Source organism: Ignatzschineria sp. PL_is040, from assembly GCF_055813795.1.
In genome coordinates this window covers 21,433-45,232 of sequence record NZ_JBVPGU010000005.1, presented here as the reverse complement: position 1 = coordinate 45,232, position 23,800 = coordinate 21,433, and the positions used below count along the sequence as shown (strand labels likewise).

The following is a 23,800-nucleotide window of genomic DNA, read 5'->3' as shown; positions in this document are numbered from 1 at the left end:
TAACAAGAGTGATGAATTACTCTTTATCTTCAGCTTCTTCTGTTGCTTCTTCAGCTGCTTCTTCGCCTTCTTCAGTTGTCTCTTCAACTGCAGCACGTGGCTCAACAATTGCAACAACAGGCTGATCATTCATCTCATCTTCGTTCATGATATTAACGAACTCAACACCTGCGATCGCTGGAATATCAGAGATCATGAGGTGCTCACCAACATCTAAGTTAGCGATATCGATTGCGATCTCATGTGGAAGATCTTTCGGTAAACATGAGACTGCTAATGTCGCTTCATGAAGGAGAACGATACCACCGTTAACAACACCTTTTGCTTTCTCTTCGTTAAGAAGAACAACTGGGATATCAACAACAATCGCTTCATCTGCACGTACGCGCATAAAGTCTAAGTGAGTGATGATTGGCTTATAAGGGTGACGTTGAACATCACGGATAATTGCAGACTCCTTCTTACCATCGATAATCACATCTACGATTGAAGTGTAGATATCTTCATGGCGGAAACGTTTTAAAACTTCGTTATGATTTAAAACGATGCTGACTGCATCCTTATCTGCACCATAGATAATTGCAGGAATGTTACCTTCGCGACGTAGGCGGCGGCTCGCACCTTTACCCATATCCGAACGTACGGTACCTTCAAAATAGTAATTTGACATTGGTTAGCTCCAATTAAAAGTGTTTAAAATGTGTTACAACCGCGACCAGTTGTAACTATCAAGCCCGAAATTATAAGTCTATTCTGCTCTATTTGCAATCGTAATCGACTTTAACTTCAGATTAACCCGTAACTCTTCTCCTCTTTTTCCACGCTCATCGATCAGAGGCTGCCATTCACTAGGTGTCAATTTAAAGCGACGCTTACCATATTCCACCTCTAAAGTATCCTCATTAGAGAAGACTAAAGTAGCCACAAGGGAATCCTTCTTCGCCTTAAATTGTGCGCCGGGAATACCGATAATCTGATTCCCCTTTCCTCTTGCAATTTGTGGTAATTCACGCAGAGGTACCACCAAAAAGCGTCCTTGTTCACTAACCGCAATCACCCATTGATTCTCAATATCTTCAATCTTTTGAGGCGGAAGCATCATCGCACCATCATTAAGATTGATCATCGCTTTCCCTGCGCGTTGACGCGTTAAAAATTCACGATAACTGCCGATAAAACCGTAACCATTTGTGGCACTTAGAAGATAGTGACTCTCCTCTTTATCGAGAATAATCTGCTCAATCTTCGCCCCATCTGCTAAATTGATCCGCGCCGTAATGGGCTCTCCTTGCGTTCTTGCGGTTGGCAATGTATGTGCCGGCGTACTATAACAGCGACCGGTACTATCAAAAAGAACCAATTGCTGATTATTTCGACCGATACATGAGGTGAGATATTGATCCCCCGTCTTATAACTTAAGCCTTCAGGATCGATATCGAGACTCTTCGCCGCACGCACCCATCCCATCTTCGATAGAACAATCATCACCGGCTCATTTGAAACTAATGCCGATTCATCGATCGCTTCAGCGGCTTCTCGTTCCACCACTTTAGAGCGTCGATCATCACCATATTTTTCGGCATCTTCTGTGATCTCTCGCTTAATCAACGCATCGATCATTGTGGCATCATTGAGATGCGCTAGGATCTCTTCAAGCTTGGCACGAAGTTCTGCCTCTTCCCCTTTAAGTTTCATCTCCTCAAGCTTTGCGAGCTGTCGTAATTTTGTCTCTAAAATATAGTCCGCTTGCGCTTCGCTCAGGTTAAATTGTGCCATTAACTCTGCTTTCGGCTCATCTTCAAAACGGATAATACGAATCACCTCATCGAGATTGAGAAAAGCAATTAAGAGCCCTTCTAGGAGATGTAATCGCTTTTCAATACGATTTTTATGGAATGTTAAGCGACGAACCACCGTTCCACGACGAAACTCAATCCATTCCCGTAAAATGTCCACCAATGATTTCACCTTTGGCTTCAGATCGAGCCCGATCATATTCATATTGACGCGAAATGACTTCTCTAAATCGGTAGTCGCAAAGAGATGATTCATCACCATCTCAACATCCACACGACTCGAGCGAGGAATCAAGACAATACGAACCGGCTCATCATGGTCTGATTCATCACGAATATCTTCAATCATCGGCAATTTTTTAGATTGCATCTGAGCGGCGATATCTTGCTGAATCTTCTCGCCGGAGACCTGATAAGGCAATTCATAGATAATGATCTCATCATTCTCAACACGGTATCTTGCACGAACACGGATCGAACCACGACCCTTTTCATAGATACTCAAAAGCTCCTCTTTAGGAGTGATAATCTCTCCTCCCGTAGGATAATCGGGTGCCGGAATAATCTTATGGAGTGCTTTACCGGTAAGGTCAGGGTTGTCGATCAGCGCGCAGACCCCTTTCGCCACCTCTCGTAAGTTGTGTGAAGGAATATCAGTTGCCATCCCGACAGCGATCCCTGTTCCACCATTGAGGAGGATATTAGGAACACGTGCCGGCAGAAGTTTAGGTTCATCGAGCGAACCATCAAAGTTAGGAACCCAATCGACCGTCCCTTCACCCAGTTCCTTAAGAAGAAGCTCTGCATAGCGAGAGAGCTTCGACTCGGTATAACGCATCGCCGCAAATGATTTGGGATTATCGAGCGAACCGAAGTTACCCTGACCCTCCACTAATGGATAACGATAGGAGAAGGGTTGTGCCATCAATACCATCGCTTCATAACAGGCAATATCACCATGGGGATGATATTTACCTAAAACATCCCCGACGGTACGGGCTGATTTTTTAGGCTTACTGGCGGCATTGAGGCCTAACTCACTCATTGCATAGATAATACGTCTCTGAACCGGCTTTAATCCATCGCCGATATAGGGGAGCGCACGATCCATAATCACATACATCGAGTAGTTTAAATAGGCCGTTTGCGCAAAATCGGCAACAGGTTGTACTTCAAAGTTTTTATTCGCTAGATGGCTCATAATCTTCCCATTTGTCCACATTAATCCATATTTATTCAATTGGCGCTATTGTTTCAACTGTTTCAACTATGTCTTGCATCCCAAGCAAAATTAATTCAATTCGCTTGAGAAGAGAACACTTCCTTGTAGAGACAAGAAAGAAGTAGGTTTATATCATTTTATGACTTTTAATAAAGTAAAATTTGTTTAAAACGATCTGAAAACTGTCTGAAAAGCCACTGGAAAAGTAATCAAAAAATGCAGCGCTATAATTGAGTAGCGTGATAAATAAAAACCCATCTAATCTCAGAAGATAGATGGGTTCAGGGATAGTCGATTGAGACTATCTGCCGTGACCTATTCTCTTAAATATCGACTTAAAACTCAAACTGAGGTTTATCCTCAAAGCCGATCAAGCGCTCTAAATCACGCTCATAGACAGGTTCGGTTCTAATTTCTCCGGCAACTTTAGTAAAGAGTGTTACATGCATCGCATTTTTCTTACCCACTGTTGCTAAGATACGTCCCTTCTCATTGAGAAGCTCAAAATATGCAGCTGGCATCTCAGGAAGTGAACCGGTAAAGATCACCACATCAAAAGCACCTAAATCTTGGTAGATATCGCGAATATCACCTGTTTGATAGGTGATGTTAGTATAACCAAGCTCACGGGTAATCGCTTCTGCATTGACATTGAAGCGCTCAACAATATCAACCGCAACGACTTCATTTCCTAAACGCGAAGCACACGCTGCTAAAAATCCGCTACCACTTCCAACAATTAAGACTCTCTCATGATCTTCGATACGAGTCTCTTGAAGAAAACGTCCTTCATAAGTCGGTGGCAACATCAAGTGGGTCTCATTGAGGGGAATTCTTGTCTCTGAAAAAGCAAGACCTTCATACTCTTTAGGGACAAAATGGTTACGGGGCACCACATCGAAAACCTCAAGTACTCGTTGATTGAGGATATTCCAAGGTCTCAACATCTGCTGAATCATATTTGTGCGAGCTTGTTGGATTTTAAGTTCGTTATCTAACATTTTTCCACCTTTCCAAAGCGAATAATCATCACCGAAATCTTCTGCGCAATTATTAACACGGTTGATCTGTTTTTTAATCTCTGTTGATAGCTTAATTCTTGATAGCTTAATCTTAAGAAAGCGACCGCTCTAAGCTACAACACTAAAATAGCTTTATAAGCCTCACATCATACCACCATTCAAAAGCTCATTGAAATTATTCAATCACAAATCGACATCCATCAACTTCTCGCACTCTTTATCTTCCTGTGTCTCCCTCATCTCTTCTTACTTCTCTTCTTACTTCTCTTCTTACCTCTCTTCTTGTCTCTCCTTCCAACGCCTCTTTTGATTCTCCCTTCCCTCTTCCATTCTCTTCTCTTCCATTCTCTTTAATGCAAGATATTTTCCCTAAAGAATAAACCTAAAGCGATGCCGGTAAGAATGCCCTTAGAGAATGACAATTAAGTTGCAAGCTTATGCCGGAAAAACTAAACTAAGAGCGCACCACATCTTTTGTTCTTAACCCCTAAGGAATGATTCATGTTTAAAAATATCTCATTAAAAGAGTTTGATCCCGCCCTTTTTGAGGCTGTTGAGCAAGAAAATAGACGTCAACAAGATCATATTGAATTGATCGCTTCTGAAAACTACTGCTCTCCGCTTGTGATGGAACTTCAAGGTTCACAACTGACCAACAAGTATGCGGAAGGTTATCCCGGCAAACGTTACTACGGCGGCTGTGAATTTGTCGATATCGCTGAAGATCTTGCCATTGAGCGTGCGAAAAAGCTCTTTGGTGCAGATTATGCCAACGTTCAACCCCATTCAGGTTCACAAGCAAATGGTGCTGTCTATTTAGCACTCTTAAATCCTGGCGATACCGTTTTAGGAATGAGCCTCGATCATGGTGGTCACTTAACCCATGGGGCGAAGGTTAACTTCTCAGGCAAAACCTATAATGCAGTCCATTACGGCGTCGATAACAATGGCTTGATCGATTATGATGAAGTGGAACGCCTTGCGCTTGAACATAAGCCTAAAATGATTGTTGCGGGCTTCTCTGCATACTCAAAAACTTTAGACTTCAAACGTTTCCGTGAGATTGCCGATAAAGTAGATGCTTATCTCTTTACTGATATTGCCCACGTTGCCGGTTTAGTTGCGGCAGGTCTCTACCCTAACCCGATCGATTATGCTGATGTGGTAACAACCACAACCCATAAAACACTTCGTGGTCCACGCGGTGGTCTCATCCTTAGTAAAAATCGCCCTGAACTTGAGAAGAAACTCAATTCAGCAATCTTCCCTGGAATTCAAGGTGGTCCACTGATGCATGTGATCGCAGCAAAAGCGGTTGCATTCCTTGAAGCGCTACAACCTGAGTTTATTGAGTATCAAAAGCAGGTGATTGCCAATGCAAAAACGATGGCTCGCGTCTTCCAATCTCGTGGCTATAAGATTGTCTCTAACGGTACTGACAACCACTTAATGTTAGTGGATCTTATCGATCGCGGTTTAACTGGAAAACAAGCAGACGAAGCTTTAGGTCGCGCTAATATTACCGTCAATAAGAACTCTGTTCCTAATGACCCACAATCACCTTTTGTGACATCAGGTATTCGTATCGGTACACCTGCAATTACTACACGCGGTTTTAAAGAAGCGCAATGTGATCTGCTTGCTAACTGGATCTGTGATGTTTTAGATAATATCGATGATGATTCTGTGATTGAGCGCGTTGCAAAAAATGTCGTTTCACTCTGTGACAAATTCCCTGTCTATCCAGATTCAGTGGTATAAGGTAATCAGACGATAAGACGCAGCATTAGAAAAAAGGTTATCCTTCTTAGAGGATAACCTTTTTTATCAACCTTAAAATATCAATTAGCATTCAGACCAAAACCAAGATGCCAATCCAATCTTCAGCTAGACGCGCCCCTCTACGACTCTGCTCGCTTCGACGCGCGCGACTCCTTTTAGCGCTTCTCCTCTCTGCTCTCCTACTGTTTTTTATCATCAGCAATATAATGATCGCCACTCAGAGCGCCCAATATCGGCAGTTAACCGCTGAGGCTGAAGAGAGAATCGATCTGATCATTGTTCTCGGCGCTAAAATTGAGGGGGAGCCTCTCAGGCCGACGGCAACCTTGAAAGAAAGACTCGATCTTGCCTATCACTATTGGCGACAACATCCAGAACTGCTCATTATCACTTCAGGCGGTTATCCCGATCAGTTAACAGAGAGTGAGGCGATGGTGATGAAACGCTACCTTCTCGCCCTCGGCATCCCTGACGAGCAGATCTTTGTTGAAGAACAATCCACCCGTACTGCCGAACAATTTATCAATAGCGATCAGATCCTCCGGCAACAAGGAATTGAGATTAAGCATCCGCTCATTATTACCAATGATTTTCATCTCCCCCGCGCGATGATGTTAGCCCGGCGAAGCAATCTCCCTTGGGAGACAATAGATGGCTTAGGAAGTGATACGCCTCCAAGAATAAAACCTTGGATCATCGCTCATCTGCGAGAACCGCTTGCCTATCTGCACTCTTGGTTGCGAGATTTCCCAGAGAGTCAGTAGGTCCCTTCATTCCCCGCCTCTTGCCAGAGTTGTAATGCTTCTTCTTGCGCCTTCTCCTCTCTCAATTCATAGAACGTATAGGCAGCATTCTCTTTAAGATGGGAAACTCTACACTATATTGCAATGCAAGTGTCAGCTCTTTGAAGATCGATCATCGCGCCATACTCACCATCATCATAGATCTGTGGAGCTTAACTATCTTAAAACTCTTGCTCGACACTCAATGCCTTTAATCGGTCGGCGCCAGATCTGATCGACAGCGATTTTAGCAAGTGGCGCCTTAATGGCAACATAGGCTTTCATCGGCAACAGGGTGATCTTTCCGACATCACTACCACTAATAGCCTCATTTGCAGTTAATGCCCCTAAAATATCGCCGGCACTAATCTTCGCTTTCCGCCCCTCATTAATCTCAATAGTTACCATCTCCGCATGAAGGGGTGCAGGCGTTCCCTTCAGCTCTGAGGCTGAGATTCGTGGAAATTGCTGCTCTAATGCCGCTTCAATCATCTCGATTCGCTCCTGCTTATAGCTTAACGAAAAGGTGAGTGCGCGCCCCTCTTTGCCGGCACGCCCTGTTCGGCCAATGCGATGGACATAGACTTCAGGATCAAAAGGGACATCAAAATTGAGCACTAAAGAGAGATCATCAATATCAAGTCCTCTTGCCGCTACATCCGTTGCCACTAAGACAGGACAGCTTCGATTGCTAAATTGAATCAAAACTTGATCCCGATCTTTCTGATCAAGATCTCCATGGAGTGCTAAGGCATCGATTCGATGGCGCTGTAAGAAATCGGTAACTTCAATGGTCGTAGCAATGGTATTACAGAAGATCACCGAAGATTGTGGTCGATAGTGGTAGAGAATCTCCGCGGTTACTGCCGGCTTATCTCTTCCATCTTCTACGAGAACCACACTCTGTGATATTTTCGGGCGATTCTCCACTAAAGCTTCGACAACAACCTCTTTCGGTCGATGTTGAAATTGGCGGCTCATCCGACGAATATCTTCAGGAAATGTTGCTGAGAAGAGGAGTGTTTGCCGCTTTTTAGGGATATAACGAATAATCTCCGCCACCTCATCTGCAAATCCCATATCGAGCATGCGATCCGCCTCATCTAAGACTAAAACTTTAGTATAAGAGAGATCGAGCGTCCCTCTTCCTAAATGATCAAGAAGCCGCCCCGGCGTTCCCACCGCAATATGGGGCGCATGTTGCGACAGTGAATGGATCTGATGCCGAATAGGTACGCCACCACAGATCGCAGAGATCTTTAAATTAGGAAGATAACGACCTAAGCGACGAATCTCTTGACGAACTTGTTCAGCAAGCTCTCTTGTCGGACAGATCACTAATCCTTGTGTTGTAAAATGCTTAAGATCGATCGCTTCCAATAAGCCAATTCCGAAAGCAGCAGTTTTACCACTTCCTGTCTGCGCCTGACCGATCAGATCTCCCCCCTTTAAAATCGTTGGAAGAGAGCTCGCCTGAATCGGCGTCATCTGGTGATAACCTAACTCCTCTAAATTTCGAAGTTGTGCTTTAGGAAGGGAGAGATCAGAAAAATGTAAAGTTGACACAGATAGGACTCACTTATCAATAGAAACAAAGAGTGATGATACTGAACTTTATAGCGAATAACACCTTTTAAGGTGAGAAATAGTATTCAACTACTTCTCCCAAGCGGTGGGGAAGATTAATCCTTCATAGATGGGATCTGATTTAATATAATTTTCAAACTCCTTCGATTGATAAGCATCCTTCACTGCCTTTGCCCATGCTGTATCTTGATTTTTCTCCAAAATAGCCACCTTAACAAGGTGTTCTTCAGGCGAATTCTCAATTGCTAACCCATCTTGAATACGGAGGCCAGCATTGGTCACAAAATTGCCATTTACAACAACAAAATCCACGTCATTAATGACCCGCAACATCTGTGCTGACTCCATCTCAATAATATTAAGCGCCACACTTCCTGGCTTAATCTCTTTTACATGGAATGTGGAGACATCAATTTCAGGTGCTAACGTTATCCAGCCAACCGATTCTAATAATCTTGCTGCTCTTTCTGAGCTGACAGGGTCATTAGGAATCGCTACTGTCATTCCATCACGAACATCATCGATCAAATGATATCTCGTAGAGCGTATTGTCTGGGGCGCGCTCGGTGTATCCGCCCAAACCATCATAGGATCTCCCCCTAATCGACGATTCATTTCATGCAGATTTGCTGTACTAATATGAACGGAGACATCTACTGCACCATCTTTCAGTGCCGGCGGTATTTGAGAGTTATGAGAAAAGATACGGATAACCACTTCATATCCCTCTTTCTCCAAAAGAGGAATAATTCCATTTTCAACCTGATCTACGTAGATGGAAGGACCTAATCCAAAAACAATCTGTTTCTCTTCACCCTCTTTACCACAAGCAATTAAGAAGAGACTGCTCACAAAGAGGAGCGACATTTTCAATACTTGCCTCAATCTCTGTTGATGAAGATAAAATCCCCTAAAAGTTTGCCTATATAGGCTGATATACTTCTGTTTCATAAATACTCTCCTATTGAGTGTTTTCTTTTACTGTTTTTTTGTTGTTTTTGTTGTTTTATTGATTTTGTTGTTTTGTACTTATCGATTTTATGATGATCAATTCATCCCTCTTCTACGGCATGAGCCCCGACAATAACGCCCTAAAAAGTTAAAACTCCCTTTGCCAGTTGCGTATAGACCATATCCTCCATCGGTGGATTATGGAGCCCGGCACGAACATCGCGATAAGCACGTGAAAGCGGATGGGATTGTGCAAGACTTCGCGCCCCGACAATTCGCATCGCTAAATCGACAACCTTTAAGGCATTATTCACAGTGGCAATCTTAACGGCACTCAATACTTCCCCCATCGTTGAACGCATTGCTTGATCCGCCTCATCCCACTCTTTGGCAACACCAAAGAGAAAATACTCCATCTCCAATAGAAGAACTCGAATCTCACCGAGCTTCTGCTGAACTGTTGGGAAATTCCCGACCGGTGCCGGCATTGCATTTGAGCGATAATGATTCGCAAAATGAAGCGCCTCTTCATAAGCCCCTGTCGCGATGCCAAAGTAGACTGCCGGAATATGGAGTAGCCAACCTTGTGGTTGTTTCTCCCCGGGGATTAAGTATTGCGCTAAATCATCGGCATCTAAGAGAACATCCTCTAAAACAAGATCATGGCTGCCGGTAGCACTCATCGAGATCGAGTCCCAACTCTCTTCAATCGATACGCCGGGAAGATCTCTTCGTACCAGAAAGCTCGCAACCTGATCGCTCCTCTCAATTGAGGCGCTGACGGCAAAAAAGTCTAAAACAGGTGAGAGCGTTGTAAAGGTCTTTCGTCCATTTAAGCGCCAATGATTCCCCTCCTTTACCGCTATTGTCTCGGGTCTTCCCCCTCTTGTCGGGCTTCCGGTTGCTCTCTCTGTTGCCGCATTATTGATCAATGCGCCTTGTGATATCACTTCTTCTGCAAAATCGCGGTAGAGGGCCTCCGCCCAGAGCTTATTCTCCCCAAGATGTTTGCTAATCCCCATATGCCAACCGATAGCAAGCCCTGTTGAGCCATCATTTTTAGCAATTTCAGCTTGCAGTCGAAGCATCTCCTCTAAAGAGATCCCGCCACCACCAAGTGTTTTAGGAATCGTTAATGCCGGGAAATGGATCGCTCGCAATAACCGATAATTCTCAAAAGGAAAGGTCCCGGCACGATCATGCTTCTCCGCATTCTCCTTAAAATATTGTGCAATTTTTGCCACCACCTCTAAGCGCTCACGGCGCGTTAAGGTGAGGAGATTGATCTCTCCATCAAAAGCTCTTTTCAGGAGTGAATCGATATCTAGCTTTGCTTGAGGGGAGATCTGAGATTCCCCTCCCCCGTCATATTGCTCTGTCATACTTTCTCCAAGATGAATTGATCGAATGCACGCTAAAGAGCGCACAGTCATTAAGATTAAAATAGATGAAATTAAATAGAATTAAATAGAATTAGACCAGACTAGATGATCTTGTTGATGTTGTTGATGTTGTTGATGTTGTTGATGTTGTTGATGTTGTTGATGTTGTTGATGTTGTTGATGTTGTTAAACATGGTAATAAATATGCTCCCACCCTTCGATGCCTTCTATAAGACCGCCTCTTTATCTCATCCCTCAATATCGATCTATAGATCTAGATCTATAATAAAAAGAAAGCTACCAAAGAGCGGGATCTGAAATTTTATCTAGAATCTTATCCAGAATTTGATTAGCGATAACGTTTTGCTAAGAAGTTTCCTAAAGATTGAATCGTCTGTACAACAACAATCAAGGTAATCACAGTGTAGAACATCGCCACATTATCATAGCGGTGATAACCGTAGTTAATCGCTAAATCGCCAATACCGCCGGCTCCTACAGCCCCAGCCATCGCCGTAGCGCCAATCAAGCCTATAATCGCGGTGGTAAAGTTTAAAATGAGTGAGCCACGCGCTTCAGGTAAGAGAAACTTCCATACCGTTTGAAATGTGGTTGCACCCATTGAATTTGCCGCTTCGATAATCCCTTTATCCACTTCAAGAAGTGAACTCTCCACTAAACGGCCAATAAAGGGGGAGATATAGACCACTAACGGTACAATCGCCGCTGGTGTTCCGATCGATGTCTGAACTAACCACTTCGTAAAGGGAAGAATCGCCACCAGAAGAATAATAAAGGGGAGCGATCTTGTAATATTGACCACCCAATTGAGAACCATATAGATGCTATTATTGGGGCGAATCCCTCCGGGGCGCGTTAACACCAGTGTAATACCGATCAATGAGCCGATAATAATACCGATGAAGAGCGAAACACTCACCATAACAACCGTTTCCCAACAGGCTTGTAAAAATTGATCTAAAGTAATCTGCGTCGGGAATTTTTCTAAATACCACTCCAACATCTCTCTACCCCTCTACTCTATTTGTGGATTCTTTGCCTTGCGCTTTCTGCCCAAGATCATCACTATTTAAGACTCGTTGACTCATATTGATCGATCTTTTAGATCCTTCATGCGTTACACGAACTCCATGGAATCGGAGAAATGCAATCGCCTCCTCCACCTTCTCCGGCGCCCCCTTCATCTGCACAAAGGTACTTCCTAAGATATTGCCCTCAATCTCAATCATATTGGCAAAGAGGATATTGATCACCACATCCCCTTTCAAGATCAACTCATTGATCACCGGTTCCTGTGCAGAACGCCCTAAAAACTCAAAACGGTAGATATCTTTGATAGAGGGATCATCTAAATTCGCGAGCACGCGCTCTGGAATAGAATCACCAATTACAGTACGAACAAAGCTCTTTGTTGTAGGTTGCTCTGGATTTCCAAAAAGATCGATGGTACGCCCCGTCTCAATAACACGTCCCTTCTCCATTACCGCAACCTTATTACAGAGATATTCAACCACCTCCATCTGATGGGTGACCATCATAATCGTGACCCCCTGCTCCTGATTGATCTTCTTTAAAAGATCCAAAATAGCGATAGTTGTTTGCGGATCGAGCGCTGAGGTTGCCTCATCGCAAAGAAGGATTTTAGGATTATTTGCTAATGCCCTTGCAATACCGATTCGCTGCTTCTGCCCGCCCGACAACTCCCGAGGGTAAGCATGTTTTTTATCAGGCAGCTCAACAAAGTTTAAGAGCTCCTCAACACGCGCATCGATCTCAGCCTTTGAGTGCTTACCATTGAGAGTAAGGGGTAGCGCAATATTCTCAGCAACACTCTTGGTCTCTAAGAGATTGAAGTGTTGGAAGATCATGCCGATATTCTTTTTGGCTAAACGGAGCTCTTTCGGTGTATATGAGGCAAGATTTCGCCCATCGACAATCACCTCTCCTCGCGTTGGGCTCTCAATATCATTCACAAGACGAATTAAGGTACTCTTTCCCGCACCGCTATAGCCGATAACACCAAAAATATCACCCTTTTCGATATGAAGATTGACATCCTTTAACGCTTCCGTCTCTACACCATTGCGCAGGTATGTTTTATAAATATTTTTAAATTGAATCACTGGGGTCTCTCCATTTTATTAACTGGGTATAAAACCGATTGGAATTGGAACTGAGATGGATATTGATATTGAGATTGATAGGGGCGACAACAGATCTCTCTTAGCATCGAAATCATCATCCATAATGGCATCATCCCCTCCATCTTTATCGATAAATCTCTGCGATCTTCCCCGCCTGCTCGCTGGCTTTCTCTCAATCGAGACATCTCCCATTCTCCTCTCAATCCTACCCTTTAGCCTGCCATTAAAGCTAATGGCAACCCTCAATTATTCAACCTTTTATGTAAAAGCGCAATCTTCATAGCGATGCTTCTTCTAGATGATTGTTTCTCAATGCAACTCTCTCTACAACTCTTTCTACCAATCTTTGCTATTGAGCGACTCTCTATAATAAAACATACCTATCATATAAAAACAATAGGTATTAAGATTTTTTTAAGAATCTCTTAAGAGATTTATCAAGATCATCTCCTCACCGCGTGATACAACACACGGGTGAAAATAAGAGAGATAAGGAGAAAGATAAGGAGAAAGATAAGAGCGGGTCGAGAGAAGTAGAAAATAGATCATTAACAAATAAAAAAAAGAGCCTACCGATCAGTAGACTCTCTTCTAGCAATATATCCGCTATCTCTTATCCGCTATTCCGGCATTACCATCCCTTTCACTATTATCCTTTTGATAATGGATCGTGTGTCCGGCCGGCGACGATGATCAGCTCCTTTCGATTGACTACTTTCGATAGGCTTGTAAGACGGCAGGAATCTGATTGATTCGATCGAGTAGACGACTCAATTGATCTACATGGTTGATCTCTAAGGTAAAGCTAATAGAGCGGGTATCATCTGCCTCACTCTTCATATTCATATTGGTGATCTTAAGATGCTCTGCGGAGACTAATTGGCTAATCTCTTGCAAAAGATCGACATTAGCATAGGCCGTTACATGAATATCCGCCTGCACTACGCGCTCATCTGTTGAGCCCCAATCGACATCGATCTCCCTTTCTGGATGTTGTTCCAACATATTGCGATAGTTAACACAGTTAATGCGATGGATCGTCACACCACGATTGATTGTAATATAGCCGCCAATAAGATCGGGAGGTGCAGGTTTACAGCAGGTCGCGATGGTGGTTAATAATTTCCCCATCCCTTTCACCTGAATACCACTTTGTGCCTTTTTACTCTGTGGACGCACCATCAATTCTGGATCGAAATTATTCTTCGGCTTCTCCCCCGGCAGACGCGATAGAAGTTGCGCTATCGTGATCTCTCCGGCACCAATATTGGCATAGAGATCATTAAGGCTCGTGCAATGTAGACGACTTGCAAGACGTCTTAACTCCTCATCACTTAAACGGACATTGAGGCGCGCAAGCTCCTTTTCCACCATCTGCTTGCCCGCTTGAAGATTACTCTCAATCTCTTGTGCTCTAAACCAAGCACGAATCTTAGAACGTGTTCGACTAGAGCCGGTATAGCCCAAATGGGGCGACATCCAATCACGACTTGGATTAGGGAGTTTTCCGGTTAAAATCTCAACGACATCACGATTTTGAAGCACGTAGGTGAGTGGAACAATAGCACCATTGACCTTCGCACCTCGACAGCGATTCCCTAAACCGGTATGAATTTTATAAGCAAAATCGAGAGGCGTTGAGCCGGCAATCAACTCAATCGGCTCGCCGGCAGGGGTCATCACAAAGACATTCTCATTGAAGATGCTCTCCTCTGTGATCTGCTCTTCCCCCTCTTCTAAAACGCGATCTAAGTGATCTCGTAACCAATTGAGGTCCGCTTGATCGATCGAGGTGCCGCGCCCCTCTTTATACTTCCAGTGAGCAGCAACACCCTTCTCGGCATCATTGTGCATCTGATGCGTCCTGATCTGCACCTCCAAGGTACGATCCTCAGGCGCTAATACAACCGTATGGAGAGATTGATATCCATTAGGTTTGGGATTGGCAATATAATCATCAAACTCGCGGGGAATCGGGGTCCAAAGATCATGAATCATCCCCAATACGGCATAACAATCAGCGGTACTATCGACTAAAATACGCACCGCCCGGATATCATAGAGCTGCTCAAAAGCTAGGTTTTTCTGGCGCATCTTCCGCGCAATACTGTAGATATGCTTAACGCGCCCGGTCACCTCACCTTCAATAGCGTGCTGCTCGAGAAGCTTTTCGATCATTTCGATCACATCAAGAATATATTGCTCTCGCACCTGACGCTTGCCATCCAATTTAGAGGCAATCTCGCGATAAAACTCAGGCTCTAAGAAACGAAAAGCGTAATCCTCTAACTCCCACTTAATTTGAGCTAATCCTAAACGATTGGCGATCGGCGCAAAGATGGTATTGGTATTTTGGGCGATAAGACGCTGCTTCTCCTCTTGCGAATCACGCGCATTTCGCATCACAATCACCTGATAAGCGAGCATCACCACAATCACGCGCACATCTTCGGCAAAAGCTAAAAACATCTTCCGCAAAGTCTCAGGTGACTTCTCATGAGAGATCGCCCCTGATGTTAAGAAATTGACAACGCCGAGATATTGGATAAATTTTCGTGTGCCTTCAGGCTGCTCTTCAACAGGAACGCCTAAAACAAAGAGGATCAGTGCGACTTGTGGCATCGCCTCAATCTCTAACTGTTCCAGATAGAATGCCGTTTCTAATGCCATCTTAAAAAGAGGATGCTCCTGATGTTTTATACAGGCCGCATAATACTCCGGCTTCCACGTCGCTTCTTTACTTTGTAGCCACTCAAGGAGAGCGGTCAATGTAATTGACTTTGACACATCTACTTCTCCATCTCTATTTATTTTTATATCCAAAAATAGTAAGCAATTCGCCCGACTATTGCAATGATCCGAGAAATATTTAGCAGGGAGAATAGCGCACAAATGGGCGTTTTAGCAGAGTTTCAACTCTGATCTTAGCAAAAGTATCGATATCAGGCGATATTCATGCCTACATAACGCTGCTCAATCTCAACCTCAATATCAACCTCAATATCAATCAAACAATAGAGTGTTCGATACACTCTTCGATACGCTCTTCGATATACTACTAATCGCTCGACCGAGCCATCAAGACTCGATAAGAGATATACAATCTCTCTTCAACACTATAATATAGATAATAAAAGAGATAAAAGAAGAGATAAAAGATAATACCGATGAAAGTGATGATTATCGGGTGATTGAGGGTGATTGAGGGTGATTGTAAGCAATTATCGCAGTGATGCTAGTAAGCCGTTATGATAAATAGTCACAATCAAAAAGTAACAATCAAAAACAGTAGTCTTTAATAATCAGTGACAATAATCAATATTAGTAATAGAAAATTATTAAATAACACCATTCAATAATATCATCAAATAATATATTTAATAATAGATCAATAAGAGATAAATAAGGCGGAAACAAGTGCCGATAAAAGCTCTTCTATTTCGTGGGGGATCTCCCCTTTTTAAGCATTCTTATAAGGAGTTCATATGTTTAAATTAGTGATTCATATTAGTGATCTCGATAAATGGCAAACGGTTATTAACAATATCAACAATAGTGTGAAGGGATTGCGCGATAGCTACACCATTCATGTTGTTGCCAATGTGAATGCGATTCAAGGATATCTCGATCCCAAAATTCGCGAACAGATCACCGCGATTGATGATCCTAATATTCACTTCTTTGCTTGTAACAACTCTCTCATCGGACAAAATGTCACGCCTTCGATGCTCAATCCCGATACAATTCCCTCTAAAATCGGAATCGTTCCTGTTGGGATTATCTCCATCGTGGAAGATCAAAACAATGGTTTTGCCTATCTGAAACCTTAACGCTTCACACCTCTTATATCCCATCTTTCATATTATGGCATACGTCATAGACCTGATATCTCAGGCAAGATGGTGATCCCGACTAAAATTAAAATCAGGAACAAAAAAGACCCCTTAGGATCTGTAGATCTTAAGGGGTAAACTACTCACTCAATAGGAATTAAAAAACGAAGTTCGCTTTCCGTTAAGTATCCTTCATTTTAGGATCAGCAATATTGATCTTTATCACTCTAAAGCCGATCGCCTCCCTATTTGGCTGATTTTTAGACGTATATTGCAGATCCGATGCCATGTCGGCTTGAAGATCGATCTTCTGAAATTGAATATTCCAATGCAATAATCTTACGCCGTAGATACGAGAGAAATCATGATGGAATTGTGGCAGTGGATTTTGCGATACTACCTCGATAATCAATCTTTTCAGATCGGGCGCAAGCGGAAGAATTAATTGCAGCGCTGATTCCGCCTCATCACTGAAAAATACGGGATATTGCTCCGGTGGCATCACGGCAAAATCACTCTTTGCCTCAATAATCGCATCAGCAAAAGGGATATAGGGTTTAATGCAGTAGATTGGCGTCTTCTCTACAAGATCATGTCCTGAAACGGTAATTTTTCCCGCCTGAAAATCGATCGATTCAATCTTTACAGCAGACAAACCTAAACCATTAGGTCGAAAAGAGCTCCGCGTGGCAAAAACTCCCATTCGTGCGTTGCCCCCTAAACGTTGTGGGCGAACAGTCCCCTTTCCTTTCCACTCATTTTGATGAAAACCAAAAGTGAGCCAAAGATGGCTTGAGAGCTCTAATCCTGTGAGATAGGTCTCATGATCGAATGGGGGAATCAGATGAATCACCCCTTCTGCCGATGGAACGATACCTGCTTGTCGTGGCACGCCAAACTTTTCAGGAAAACAGCTCTCCATCCAAGCAATCGGCTCTATCATACGGCAATGATCCCGGCGCCAAGCCTCCTGATCCCACGGCTCCCGATCCCACTGCTCCTGACCCCATGACTCCTTAAAGCCCATTACAATCCCTCAATCATCTCTAAGAAGCGTTCTTCGCTGATCACCTCAACGCCATTCTTTTCTGCCTGCGTCAATTTACTGCCTGCCTTCTCACCGGCTAATAGACGCGTGGTCGATTTAGAGACAGAGCCGGTCACTTTCGCCCCGAGAGAGATCAACTTTTCCTTCGCCCCATTTCGATCAAAATGACTTAAAGTCCCGGTAATCACCCAAGTCTCCCCTAAAAATGGGAGAGCTGCATTCTCAGTCGCGACAACCTTTTGAGGATATTGAATCTTAATGCCGGCATCTAACAATGCATCAATCAACGCTTGATGATGGGGTAATGCAAAGAATTCAACAATACGCTGTGCGACAATAGGACCAATATCTTCTAGCTGCATCAACTCAACCTCGCTACTCTTCATCAAGTCAGAAAGACTCGCATAATGATTGGCTAATGTTCGCGCCGTCGCTTCCCCTACTTCACGAATGCCTAATGCATAGATAAAGTTGGCAAATGCCGGCTTCTTGCTCCCCTCAATAGAGGCAATCATCTTTTCTGCTGACTTTTCCCCCATCCGTGGGAGCTCTAAAAGACGCGTCTTTTGAATATGGTAGAGATCCGCAATTGAATCGATCACTTTTTCCTGCAACAACACCTCTAGCCAACGGCCGCCGATACCATCGATATTCATTGCCGTACGGGAGACAAAATGTTTCAATCCCTCTAGCTTTTGAGCATCACAGGTTAAACCGCCACTGCAACGGGCGATCGCTTCCCCTTCAAGACGAATAATGGGAGAGCCACAAATAGGGCACTCAGTGGGGAAAAGAATCGGCTTGACCAATTCAGGATCACGACTCTCTAAGACAACACGAATCACTTTAGGGATCACATCGCCGGCACGATGAATCATCACCTCATCATTGATCATTACCCCTAAGCGTGCGATCTCATCTTGATTATGGAGTGTCGCATTTGCAACAACAACGCCGCCCACTTCAACCGGCTCTAAACGTGCAACAGGCGTAACCGCTCCCGTTCGTCCTACCTGAAAATCGACATCCAAAAGGCGTGTACGCGCCTCCATCGCCGGGAATTTTACCGCAATCGCAAAACGTGGCGAGCGGGAGACAAATCCTAATCGCTCTTGCAATAGAAGATCATCCACCTTAATCACAACGCCATCGATCTCAAAGGGAAGCTGATCTCGCGAGGCTTCAATCTTTTGGTAATAATCGACAATCCCCGCTAAAGTATCGATCTTCTCATTGAGCGGCGAGATAGGAATACCTAAGGACTCGACATAACTTAACCACTCTGAGTGACGCGTAATCTCTACCGGAAGCGATTCATAGAGCCCAACCCCATAGCAGTAGAAGCTCAGCTGTCGAGAGGCAGCAATCTTAGAATCGAGCTGCCGGATCGATCCTGCTGCGGCATTTCGAGGATTTGCGAAAGGTTTCTGCCCTCTTTTAAGTTGCTGCTCATTGATCTTCTCAAAGACCGATTTACGCATAAAGACTTCACCACGAACCTCTAATCGAGCGGGGAAATCACCCTTTAATTGATGGGGAAGACTGCGGATGGTACGAATATTTTCTGTCACATCTTCGCCGGTAATACCATCGCCCCGTGTTGCCGCTTGGCGCAGAAGACCATTTTCATAGATAATACTCACCGCTAAACCATCGAGCTTCGGCTCGGCAAAGTACTCAATCTCGGTCACCGTTCCCCCAAGACGCTCTAAAATGCGCTCATGAAAATGGGTGAGATCCTCGGCATTAAAAGCATTATCTAAAGAGAGCATTGGTCGCTCATGTCTAATTTCAGTAAAACCAGAAAGAACGCGCCCTCCCACCTTCTCTGTCGGCGTATTGGGATCTTTATATTGTGGATATTGCGCCTCAAGATCCTTTAACTCATGAAAGAGCTGATCAAATTCATGATCAGGAATTAAGGTCTCATCAAGGACATGGTAGTTATAATTTAAACGATTGATGGTCTCTGTTAATTCAGCGATCCGCTCTTTGATAGACTCTTTGGTCGACTCATTCATTGACGCACTCATCGATTCCTTCTTCTCTGGGTTCATCTCTCTACTCATCTCTATCCTTTCTGCTCTTATCGATTCAATCGACTGCTTCTAAAATGATTCCTGGTTTCTGGTTTCTGGTTTCTGATTTTTGGTTTCTTCTATAACCACTTCTTCTATTCATCTCTTCTATTCATCTCTTCTATTCATCTCTTCTGAAATGATTATAAAAAAAGTGCTGTTATTGTAACAGCACTTCCTCACTTTCGTTCTTTTGCAAAACAATTCACCGGCAATTAACGGCGGCGCTGTTCATACGCCTCATAAGCACGCTCCCACTCCTCATTATCGAGCTTATTCACCTTATGGAAGAGCTCAATCAGATCCTCACGACTCATCGGGCGCTGATGGGTATCTAGAATCGTCCCCCCTAATGCGGAGTTAAAGTGATAGATGCCGGCAAGAAGCTGCTCAATCGTACTAATATCGGGATCAGGTCCAGGGATTTTGGAGAAGAAGATGAGTCCCGGCGTTGTATCATCAAGATGATGGCGCACAAGTTCCTCATCAAACACCCCTTCTCCCAATAGATGACCAATTGAGTACATCGGCTCATCACCATAATGGGTGGTTGTTAGAAGCTGGATAAATCCACCATTCTCTACCCGAAGATCGAGCTCATGCGCTACTGTTAAGATCTCTTTAAAGGTATAAGGCTGATCAGGTGCGGCACTCAAAATCAGAGCGACAGTCTCTACCGCCGCAGGGCGCATCAAATTACCATCATCACTATAATCATCGAGCTCTGCACGATTGCCTCGGAAAAAGTCGGAGACTTTCTGTAAAAAACCACTCTTAGGTGCTTCATCATCTTGACGAAGGGGTGCATCGATCACCATCTCTTCATCTGCCACAAAAGTAGGTTCTGTACTCTCATTGCCACTCTTATTGTCACCCTCATTACCTATCGATTGTCTCGACTCTATCGGATCGCTTCCCTCTACTGCCGCATCAGCACTCACGGTTTCAGTTCGCACGACAGACTCTCTAGCGAGATTATCACCCCGATCATCTCCTTTTGGACGATAGGAGAGATCATCATGATCGATCCCCGGCATCTCTTCAAAGGTGAGGTTTTCTACCGAAGGTTCTTTCATTTCAACCCCTTCCGCACTCTCACCATCGATAAAGAGATCCTTTAAATCAGGCTCTACTTTATCTGCAATTTCCTCTTTGACATTATTCCGCTCAAGGCGAACCCAATAGACGGCTGCCGCAATCAAAAGAAGCGCAATTAAGATATAGACAATGATCATAATAGTGATGACTTCCTACTAAATTAAGATGGCAAAGTAATAGCGATGTGCGCTGCATCTCACATCAACGCACAATTACTAAATATTACCCTATTTTTCATCCGATTACTCCCTCTCAGAGCGATTTTTGTGAAATATAGAGATTAACGACGCTCCTCTTGAGGGAGAGATCCTACAATGGTTCCGGCAAAGAGATCGTAGAGAGTTCTTCTAAAGAGCGGATCTCTAGTTGCCCAGAGAAGCGTAAGCAGAAAGAGAATGCCACCAATGATCGGAATTGCCGTCAAGAAGTTGATGCCGATATAGAAGAGCATTGTTCTAAAGATCGCGATATTCCAACTCATCAATCCACCCGTTCTTAAGCTATAGACACGCATATTGAAGAGTCGCTTACCTAGCGATGCGCCATAGAGCTTCTCTAGCAGAATAAAGTAGAGAACAAAGGTGAGGCCCACCCAGATAGAGAGCGTTGACATCATCTCCTGTATAACCGGCTGAAGTTCGGGATTCGCCATCAGATCTTCAACAGAGAGATGCCCTTTTGCTAGGTTGAAATACTCCTGAAAAGGGGTAATATCGATAAGATTGAGCATCCCTAATAGATAGATCACAACAAAAGAGAGAAAGGAGATAATAAGGTAATCGAGAATAAATGCTAATGTTCTTCGCCCTAATCTTGCCGGCATAAAACCTGCAAGGGAGGGAGGAATCAACATCGCTTTCACTTGCGCGAACATCTTCTCAATATTCTCTTTACTCAAATCATTCAGATTAAGTTGCGGGATCCCCTGTTGCTGAGAATTTCGATGCTCTTCACCACTCTCCTCTTGCCGACGAAGATCATCCTGACTGCCTTGCGCCGCCTGATGACTCGATGAATCTGCAACCTCCATCTCTTGTGAAGAAGATCTCTCTTCAGAGACGTGATCCGTTTGACGAGTGTGGGGAGTGTCAGAATCTGCTGCTGTTGATTGATCGTTCACGGAAGCTTCATGTACAGCGCTCTCATCGAGTTTGGGGCGTTCAACGTCAGTAGCACGATCACCAATAGAGAGATCGACAATCTCTAGACGCAACCCTTGCGCTTGGAAGAATCCCTCAAGCTGAGCCACCTCTTCTGCGGAAGCCTCCTCCCTTAAGGTAACGCCACCAGGAACAAACCATTTAGAGATCTCTTCGGGTGCGACGTTGTATGCTTTTGCAATCGCTAAAATGACCTGCTCTTTCGCAAATCCCGGTAATAGTTCGCCTGTAAAGCGAACCTGATACTTTCTACTCTTCTCTCTATTACTCATTGATCTTTTCCAATCTTATCTGTGTAACTTTGTCTGTGTAATTTTATCTGTGTCATTTTAACACACCTTCCAATAAGGTTTTAAAGTGCTCTACTCTCCCCAACGTGCCATCAATTGATGGGGTATATCGAGCTGATCTAAAATACGCGCCACCATAAAGTCGATAATATCTTCAACCGATTGGGGTCTGTGATAAAACCCTGGATTTGCCGGCATAATCTGCACATTCATCTGACTTAAGCGCAACATATTCTCTAAATGAATCTGATTAAAGGGGGCTTCCCTCACCACTAACATTAAGTTTCTACGCTCTTTAATCATCACATCTGCCGCTCTTTCGATCAGATTATTCGATTGCCCCGAAGCAACTGCCGCTAACATCCCCATCGAACAAGGGCAGATCACCATAGCATAAGAGGTATTTGAGCCGGAAGCTAAGGGCGCTGTCCACTCCTTTTCACTATAGAGCTGAATCAAGTCAGGATCAGTGATCGAAAATCGCTGCATCAAGCGCTGCTTCTGCTCCGCCCCTCTACTGCCGAGGTGAATATCCATCTCCAATGCAAGGACCATCAATGCCGCCTGTGTTAAGAGAACATTGACGGGATAACCCGATTGTACTAAGACCTCAATCAGACGCAATCCATATTGCGCACCCGATGCACCTGAGAGCGCTACGGTCACGCGATCTCGCTCTCGATAAGGTTTCTCCGGGGCTTTATAGTAACGATCACCCATTTTTAGACGCTTCCCTTCCTGATTCTTAAGATTATAATTTGATAAAAACTCGATAGATAAAACTCGATAGATAAAATTGTATAAAATCACATAAAATGGCTTCAAAGAATACCTTCAAAGAACAACTCTGAAGCGTTATTTTGATGCTTCACACTCGATCTCCACCTTAATATCGAGGGCTTTAGCATAATAGGGGGCTGTTGTAACGATACCATTCACCCCTGTCTGACAATATTGCTCAATATTACTCCCATTAATACCACCTGCAGCTAAAATATGGAGATCGGGATAATGGATATGCAACTCCGCAACAGCCTCTTTTAGCGCCTCAACAGAGAGCTTATCAAATTGAATAATATCACAACGCCCATCGTCGCAACGCCGGAGCTATAATCGAGAATATTTTGCCCCACCTTCCAAAGTGTGTGAATATTTGCACCACTCCCTCTTGCTTTAAGAAGCTCATCACCAGCGACAATCCTTGTGCCGGAACGCTTCATAGAGAGAAGCTCAATATCGAGATGACGACAGAGCTTTGCCACAATCTCTGTACCGGCAACAACCCCATCCATCCGTGTAATATAGCGGATCTCTGCCGGTGCCTGATCAATCCCTAACAGCTCAGATGTTAGATCGATATAGGGAATATCTTCTTCAATAAGACGCTCTATCGCGGCCGTTGTTACAAACATAGGCTGCTCCTCTCTCTTCACCAGCTCTCTTCACCAGCTCTCTTATAAAAAAGCGCTCTATGATGCTTCACAGAACGCTCTCACTATTGATAAATTTTGATTCATCATTTTTGCTTCAATCAATTAGATAGAAGTTTGATGTCAATTTGATCTAAATCGGATGCAAGTTTAATCTAAATTTCAATCTAAAT

The 23,800-nt window shown here is 43.9% G+C and carries 19 protein-coding genes; 3 read left to right on the top strand and 16 right to left on the bottom strand.

The window, feature by feature from the left end:
• Positions 1 to 16 precede the first annotated feature (16 nt).
• The 3 genes from AC0SAP_RS07365 to AC0SAP_RS07355 form a co-directional block, all read right to left on the bottom strand.
• Positions 17 to 670: a 50S ribosomal protein L25/general stress protein Ctc gene (locus AC0SAP_RS07365; RefSeq protein ID WP_473383682.1), complete on the bottom strand. Its 654-nt coding sequence runs from the start codon at positions 668 to 670 to the stop codon at positions 17 to 19.
• 78 nt (positions 671 to 748) lie between these two features.
• Positions 749 to 2,998 carry a DNA topoisomerase IV subunit A gene (parC, locus tag AC0SAP_RS07360; protein WP_473383681.1) on the bottom strand — a complete coding sequence of 750 codons (2,250 nt, stop codon included), beginning with the start codon at positions 2,996 to 2,998 and terminating at the stop codon, positions 749 to 751.
• Positions 2,999 to 3,354: 356 nt separating this feature from the next.
• Positions 3,355 to 4,020, bottom strand: coding sequence for a protein-L-isoaspartate O-methyltransferase family protein (locus AC0SAP_RS07355; protein ID WP_473383679.1), 666 nt, complete (start codon positions 4,018 to 4,020; stop codon positions 3,355 to 3,357).
• Between the two features lie 522 nt (positions 4,021 to 4,542).
• On the opposite strand from AC0SAP_RS07355, the gene glyA reads away from it, so the two are divergent.
• Entirely contained in the window at positions 4,543 to 5,802 is a 1,260-nt protein-coding gene (gene glyA / locus AC0SAP_RS07350) for a serine hydroxymethyltransferase (protein WP_473383678.1), read from the top strand.
• A gap of 107 nt (positions 5,803 to 5,909) precedes the next feature.
• On the top strand, positions 5,910 to 6,587 hold the full coding sequence (locus AC0SAP_RS07345) for a YdcF family protein (RefSeq protein WP_473383676.1): 678 nt from the start codon (positions 5,910 to 5,912) through the stop codon (positions 6,585 to 6,587).
• Positions 6,588 to 6,782: 195 nt separating this feature from the next.
• Here AC0SAP_RS07345 and dbpA read toward each other — a convergent pair whose 3' ends face one another.
• From dbpA to AC0SAP_RS07315, 6 genes are all read right to left on the bottom strand, one after another.
• Positions 6,783 to 8,171, bottom strand: coding sequence for an ATP-dependent RNA helicase DbpA (gene dbpA, locus AC0SAP_RS07340; protein WP_473383675.1), 1,389 nt, complete (start codon positions 8,169 to 8,171; stop codon positions 6,783 to 6,785).
• Between the two features lie 90 nt (positions 8,172 to 8,261).
• Positions 8,262 to 9,143, bottom strand: a complete 882-nt coding sequence (locus AC0SAP_RS07335; RefSeq protein ID WP_473383674.1) for a MetQ/NlpA family ABC transporter substrate-binding protein — start codon at positions 9,141 to 9,143, stop codon at positions 8,262 to 8,264.
• 140 nt (positions 9,144 to 9,283) lie between these two features.
• Positions 9,284 to 10,525 carry an acyl-CoA dehydrogenase family protein gene (locus tag AC0SAP_RS07330; protein ID WP_473383672.1) on the bottom strand — a complete coding sequence of 414 codons (1,242 nt, stop codon included), beginning with the start codon at positions 10,523 to 10,525 and terminating at the stop codon, positions 9,284 to 9,286.
• A gap of 349 nt (positions 10,526 to 10,874) precedes the next feature.
• The gene (locus tag AC0SAP_RS07325; protein WP_094567772.1) at positions 10,875 to 11,549 is read right to left on the bottom strand and encodes a methionine ABC transporter permease; all 675 of its coding nucleotides are present in this window, start codon (positions 11,547 to 11,549) and stop codon (positions 10,875 to 10,877) included.
• Positions 11,550 to 11,553: 4 nt separating this feature from the next.
• On the bottom strand, positions 11,554 to 12,669 hold the full coding sequence (locus AC0SAP_RS07320; protein ID WP_473383670.1) for a methionine ABC transporter ATP-binding protein: 1,116 nt from the start codon (positions 12,667 to 12,669) through the stop codon (positions 11,554 to 11,556).
• Between the two features lie 732 nt (positions 12,670 to 13,401).
• On the bottom strand, positions 13,402 to 15,477 hold the full coding sequence (locus tag AC0SAP_RS07315) for a RelA/SpoT family protein (RefSeq protein ID WP_109236244.1): 2,076 nt from the start codon (positions 15,475 to 15,477) through the stop codon (positions 13,402 to 13,404).
• Positions 15,478 to 16,175: 698 nt separating this feature from the next.
• Here AC0SAP_RS07315 and AC0SAP_RS07310 point away from each other — a divergent pair.
• Positions 16,176 to 16,520, top strand: a complete 345-nt coding sequence (locus AC0SAP_RS07310) for a DsrE family protein (protein WP_286481916.1) — start codon at positions 16,176 to 16,178, stop codon at positions 16,518 to 16,520.
• 184 nt (positions 16,521 to 16,704) lie between these two features.
• Here AC0SAP_RS07310 and tsaA read toward each other — a convergent pair whose 3' ends face one another.
• The 7 genes from tsaA to AC0SAP_RS07275 all read right to left on the bottom strand — a co-directional run bounded on the left by tsaA (position 16,705) and on the right by AC0SAP_RS07275 (position 23,609).
• Positions 16,705 to 17,550: a tRNA (N6-threonylcarbamoyladenosine(37)-N6)-methyltransferase TrmO gene (gene tsaA / locus AC0SAP_RS07305; RefSeq protein WP_473383668.1), complete on the bottom strand. Its 846-nt coding sequence runs from the start codon at positions 17,548 to 17,550 to the stop codon at positions 16,705 to 16,707.
• Positions 17,550 to 19,592 carry an NAD-dependent DNA ligase LigA gene (gene ligA, locus AC0SAP_RS07300; RefSeq protein WP_473383748.1) on the bottom strand — a complete coding sequence of 681 codons (2,043 nt, stop codon included), beginning with the start codon at positions 19,590 to 19,592 and terminating at the stop codon, positions 17,550 to 17,552. The genes tsaA and ligA overlap by 1 nt, the downstream gene beginning before the upstream one ends.
• Before the next feature lie 272 nt (positions 19,593 to 19,864).
• Positions 19,865 to 20,884 carry a cell division protein ZipA C-terminal FtsZ-binding domain-containing protein gene (locus AC0SAP_RS07295; RefSeq protein ID WP_473383667.1) on the bottom strand — a complete coding sequence of 340 codons (1,020 nt, stop codon included), beginning with the start codon at positions 20,882 to 20,884 and terminating at the stop codon, positions 19,865 to 19,867.
• Between the two features lie 143 nt (positions 20,885 to 21,027).
• Positions 21,028 to 22,179: an RDD family protein gene (locus tag AC0SAP_RS07290; protein ID WP_473383665.1), complete on the bottom strand. Its 1,152-nt coding sequence runs from the start codon at positions 22,177 to 22,179 to the stop codon at positions 21,028 to 21,030.
• Positions 22,180 to 22,269: 90 nt separating this feature from the next.
• Complete coding sequence (locus AC0SAP_RS07285) at positions 22,270 to 22,917, bottom strand: UbiX family flavin prenyltransferase (protein ID WP_094567780.1); 648 nt, start codon at positions 22,915 to 22,917, stop codon at positions 22,270 to 22,272.
• 135 nt (positions 22,918 to 23,052) lie between these two features.
• On the bottom strand, positions 23,053 to 23,271 hold the full coding sequence (locus AC0SAP_RS07280; RefSeq protein WP_473383746.1) for a hypothetical protein: 219 nt from the start codon (positions 23,269 to 23,271) through the stop codon (positions 23,053 to 23,055).
• Positions 23,238 to 23,609 (bottom strand): beta/alpha barrel domain-containing protein, encoded by a 372-nt coding sequence (locus tag AC0SAP_RS07275; RefSeq protein ID WP_473383664.1) that lies wholly within the window; start codon positions 23,607 to 23,609, stop codon positions 23,238 to 23,240. Before AC0SAP_RS07275 ends, AC0SAP_RS07280 begins: the two co-directional genes overlap by 34 nt.
• Positions 23,610 to 23,800: the final 191 nt, after the last annotated feature.

Coding starts and splice junctions, on each gene's coding strand:
- AC0SAP_RS07345 (WP_473383676.1), top strand. CDS start 5,910: ATGCCAATCCAATCTTCAGCTAGACGCGCCCCTCTACGACTCTGCTCG.
- AC0SAP_RS07355 (WP_473383679.1), bottom strand. CDS start 4,020: ATGTTAGATAACGAACTTAAAATCCAACAAGCTCGCACAAATATGATT.
- AC0SAP_RS07285 (WP_094567780.1), bottom strand. CDS start 22,917: ATGGGTGATCGTTACTATAAAGCCCCGGAGAAACCTTATCGAGAGCGA.
- AC0SAP_RS07310 (WP_286481916.1), top strand. CDS start 16,176: ATGTTTAAATTAGTGATTCATATTAGTGATCTCGATAAATGGCAAACG.
- AC0SAP_RS07275 (WP_473383664.1), bottom strand. CDS start 23,609: ATGTTTGTAACAACGGCCGCGATAGAGCGTCTTATTGAAGAAGATATT.
- glyA (WP_473383678.1), top strand. CDS start 4,543: ATGTTTAAAAATATCTCATTAAAAGAGTTTGATCCCGCCCTTTTTGAG.
- AC0SAP_RS07335 (WP_473383674.1), bottom strand. CDS start 9,143: ATGAAACAGAAGTATATCAGCCTATATAGGCAAACTTTTAGGGGATTT.
- AC0SAP_RS07365 (WP_473383682.1), bottom strand. CDS start 670: ATGTCAAATTACTATTTTGAAGGTACCGTACGTTCGGATATGGGTAAA.
- AC0SAP_RS07295 (WP_473383667.1), bottom strand. CDS start 20,884: ATGATCATTGTCTATATCTTAATTGCGCTTCTTTTGATTGCGGCAGCC.
- AC0SAP_RS07330 (WP_473383672.1), bottom strand. CDS start 10,525: ATGACAGAGCAATATGACGGGGGAGGGGAATCTCAGATCTCCCCTCAA.
- tsaA (WP_473383668.1), bottom strand. CDS start 17,550: ATGGGCTTTAAGGAGTCATGGGGTCAGGAGCAGTGGGATCGGGAGCCG.
- AC0SAP_RS07290 (WP_473383665.1), bottom strand. CDS start 22,179: ATGAGTAATAGAGAGAAGAGTAGAAAGTATCAGGTTCGCTTTACAGGC.
- AC0SAP_RS07325 (WP_094567772.1), bottom strand. CDS start 11,549: ATGTTGGAGTGGTATTTAGAAAAATTCCCGACGCAGATTACTTTAGAT.
- ligA (WP_473383748.1), bottom strand. CDS start 19,592: ATGAATGAGTCGACCAAAGAGTCTATCAAAGAGCGGATCGCTGAATTA.
- parC (WP_473383681.1), bottom strand. CDS start 2,998: ATGAGCCATCTAGCGAATAAAAACTTTGAAGTACAACCTGTTGCCGAT.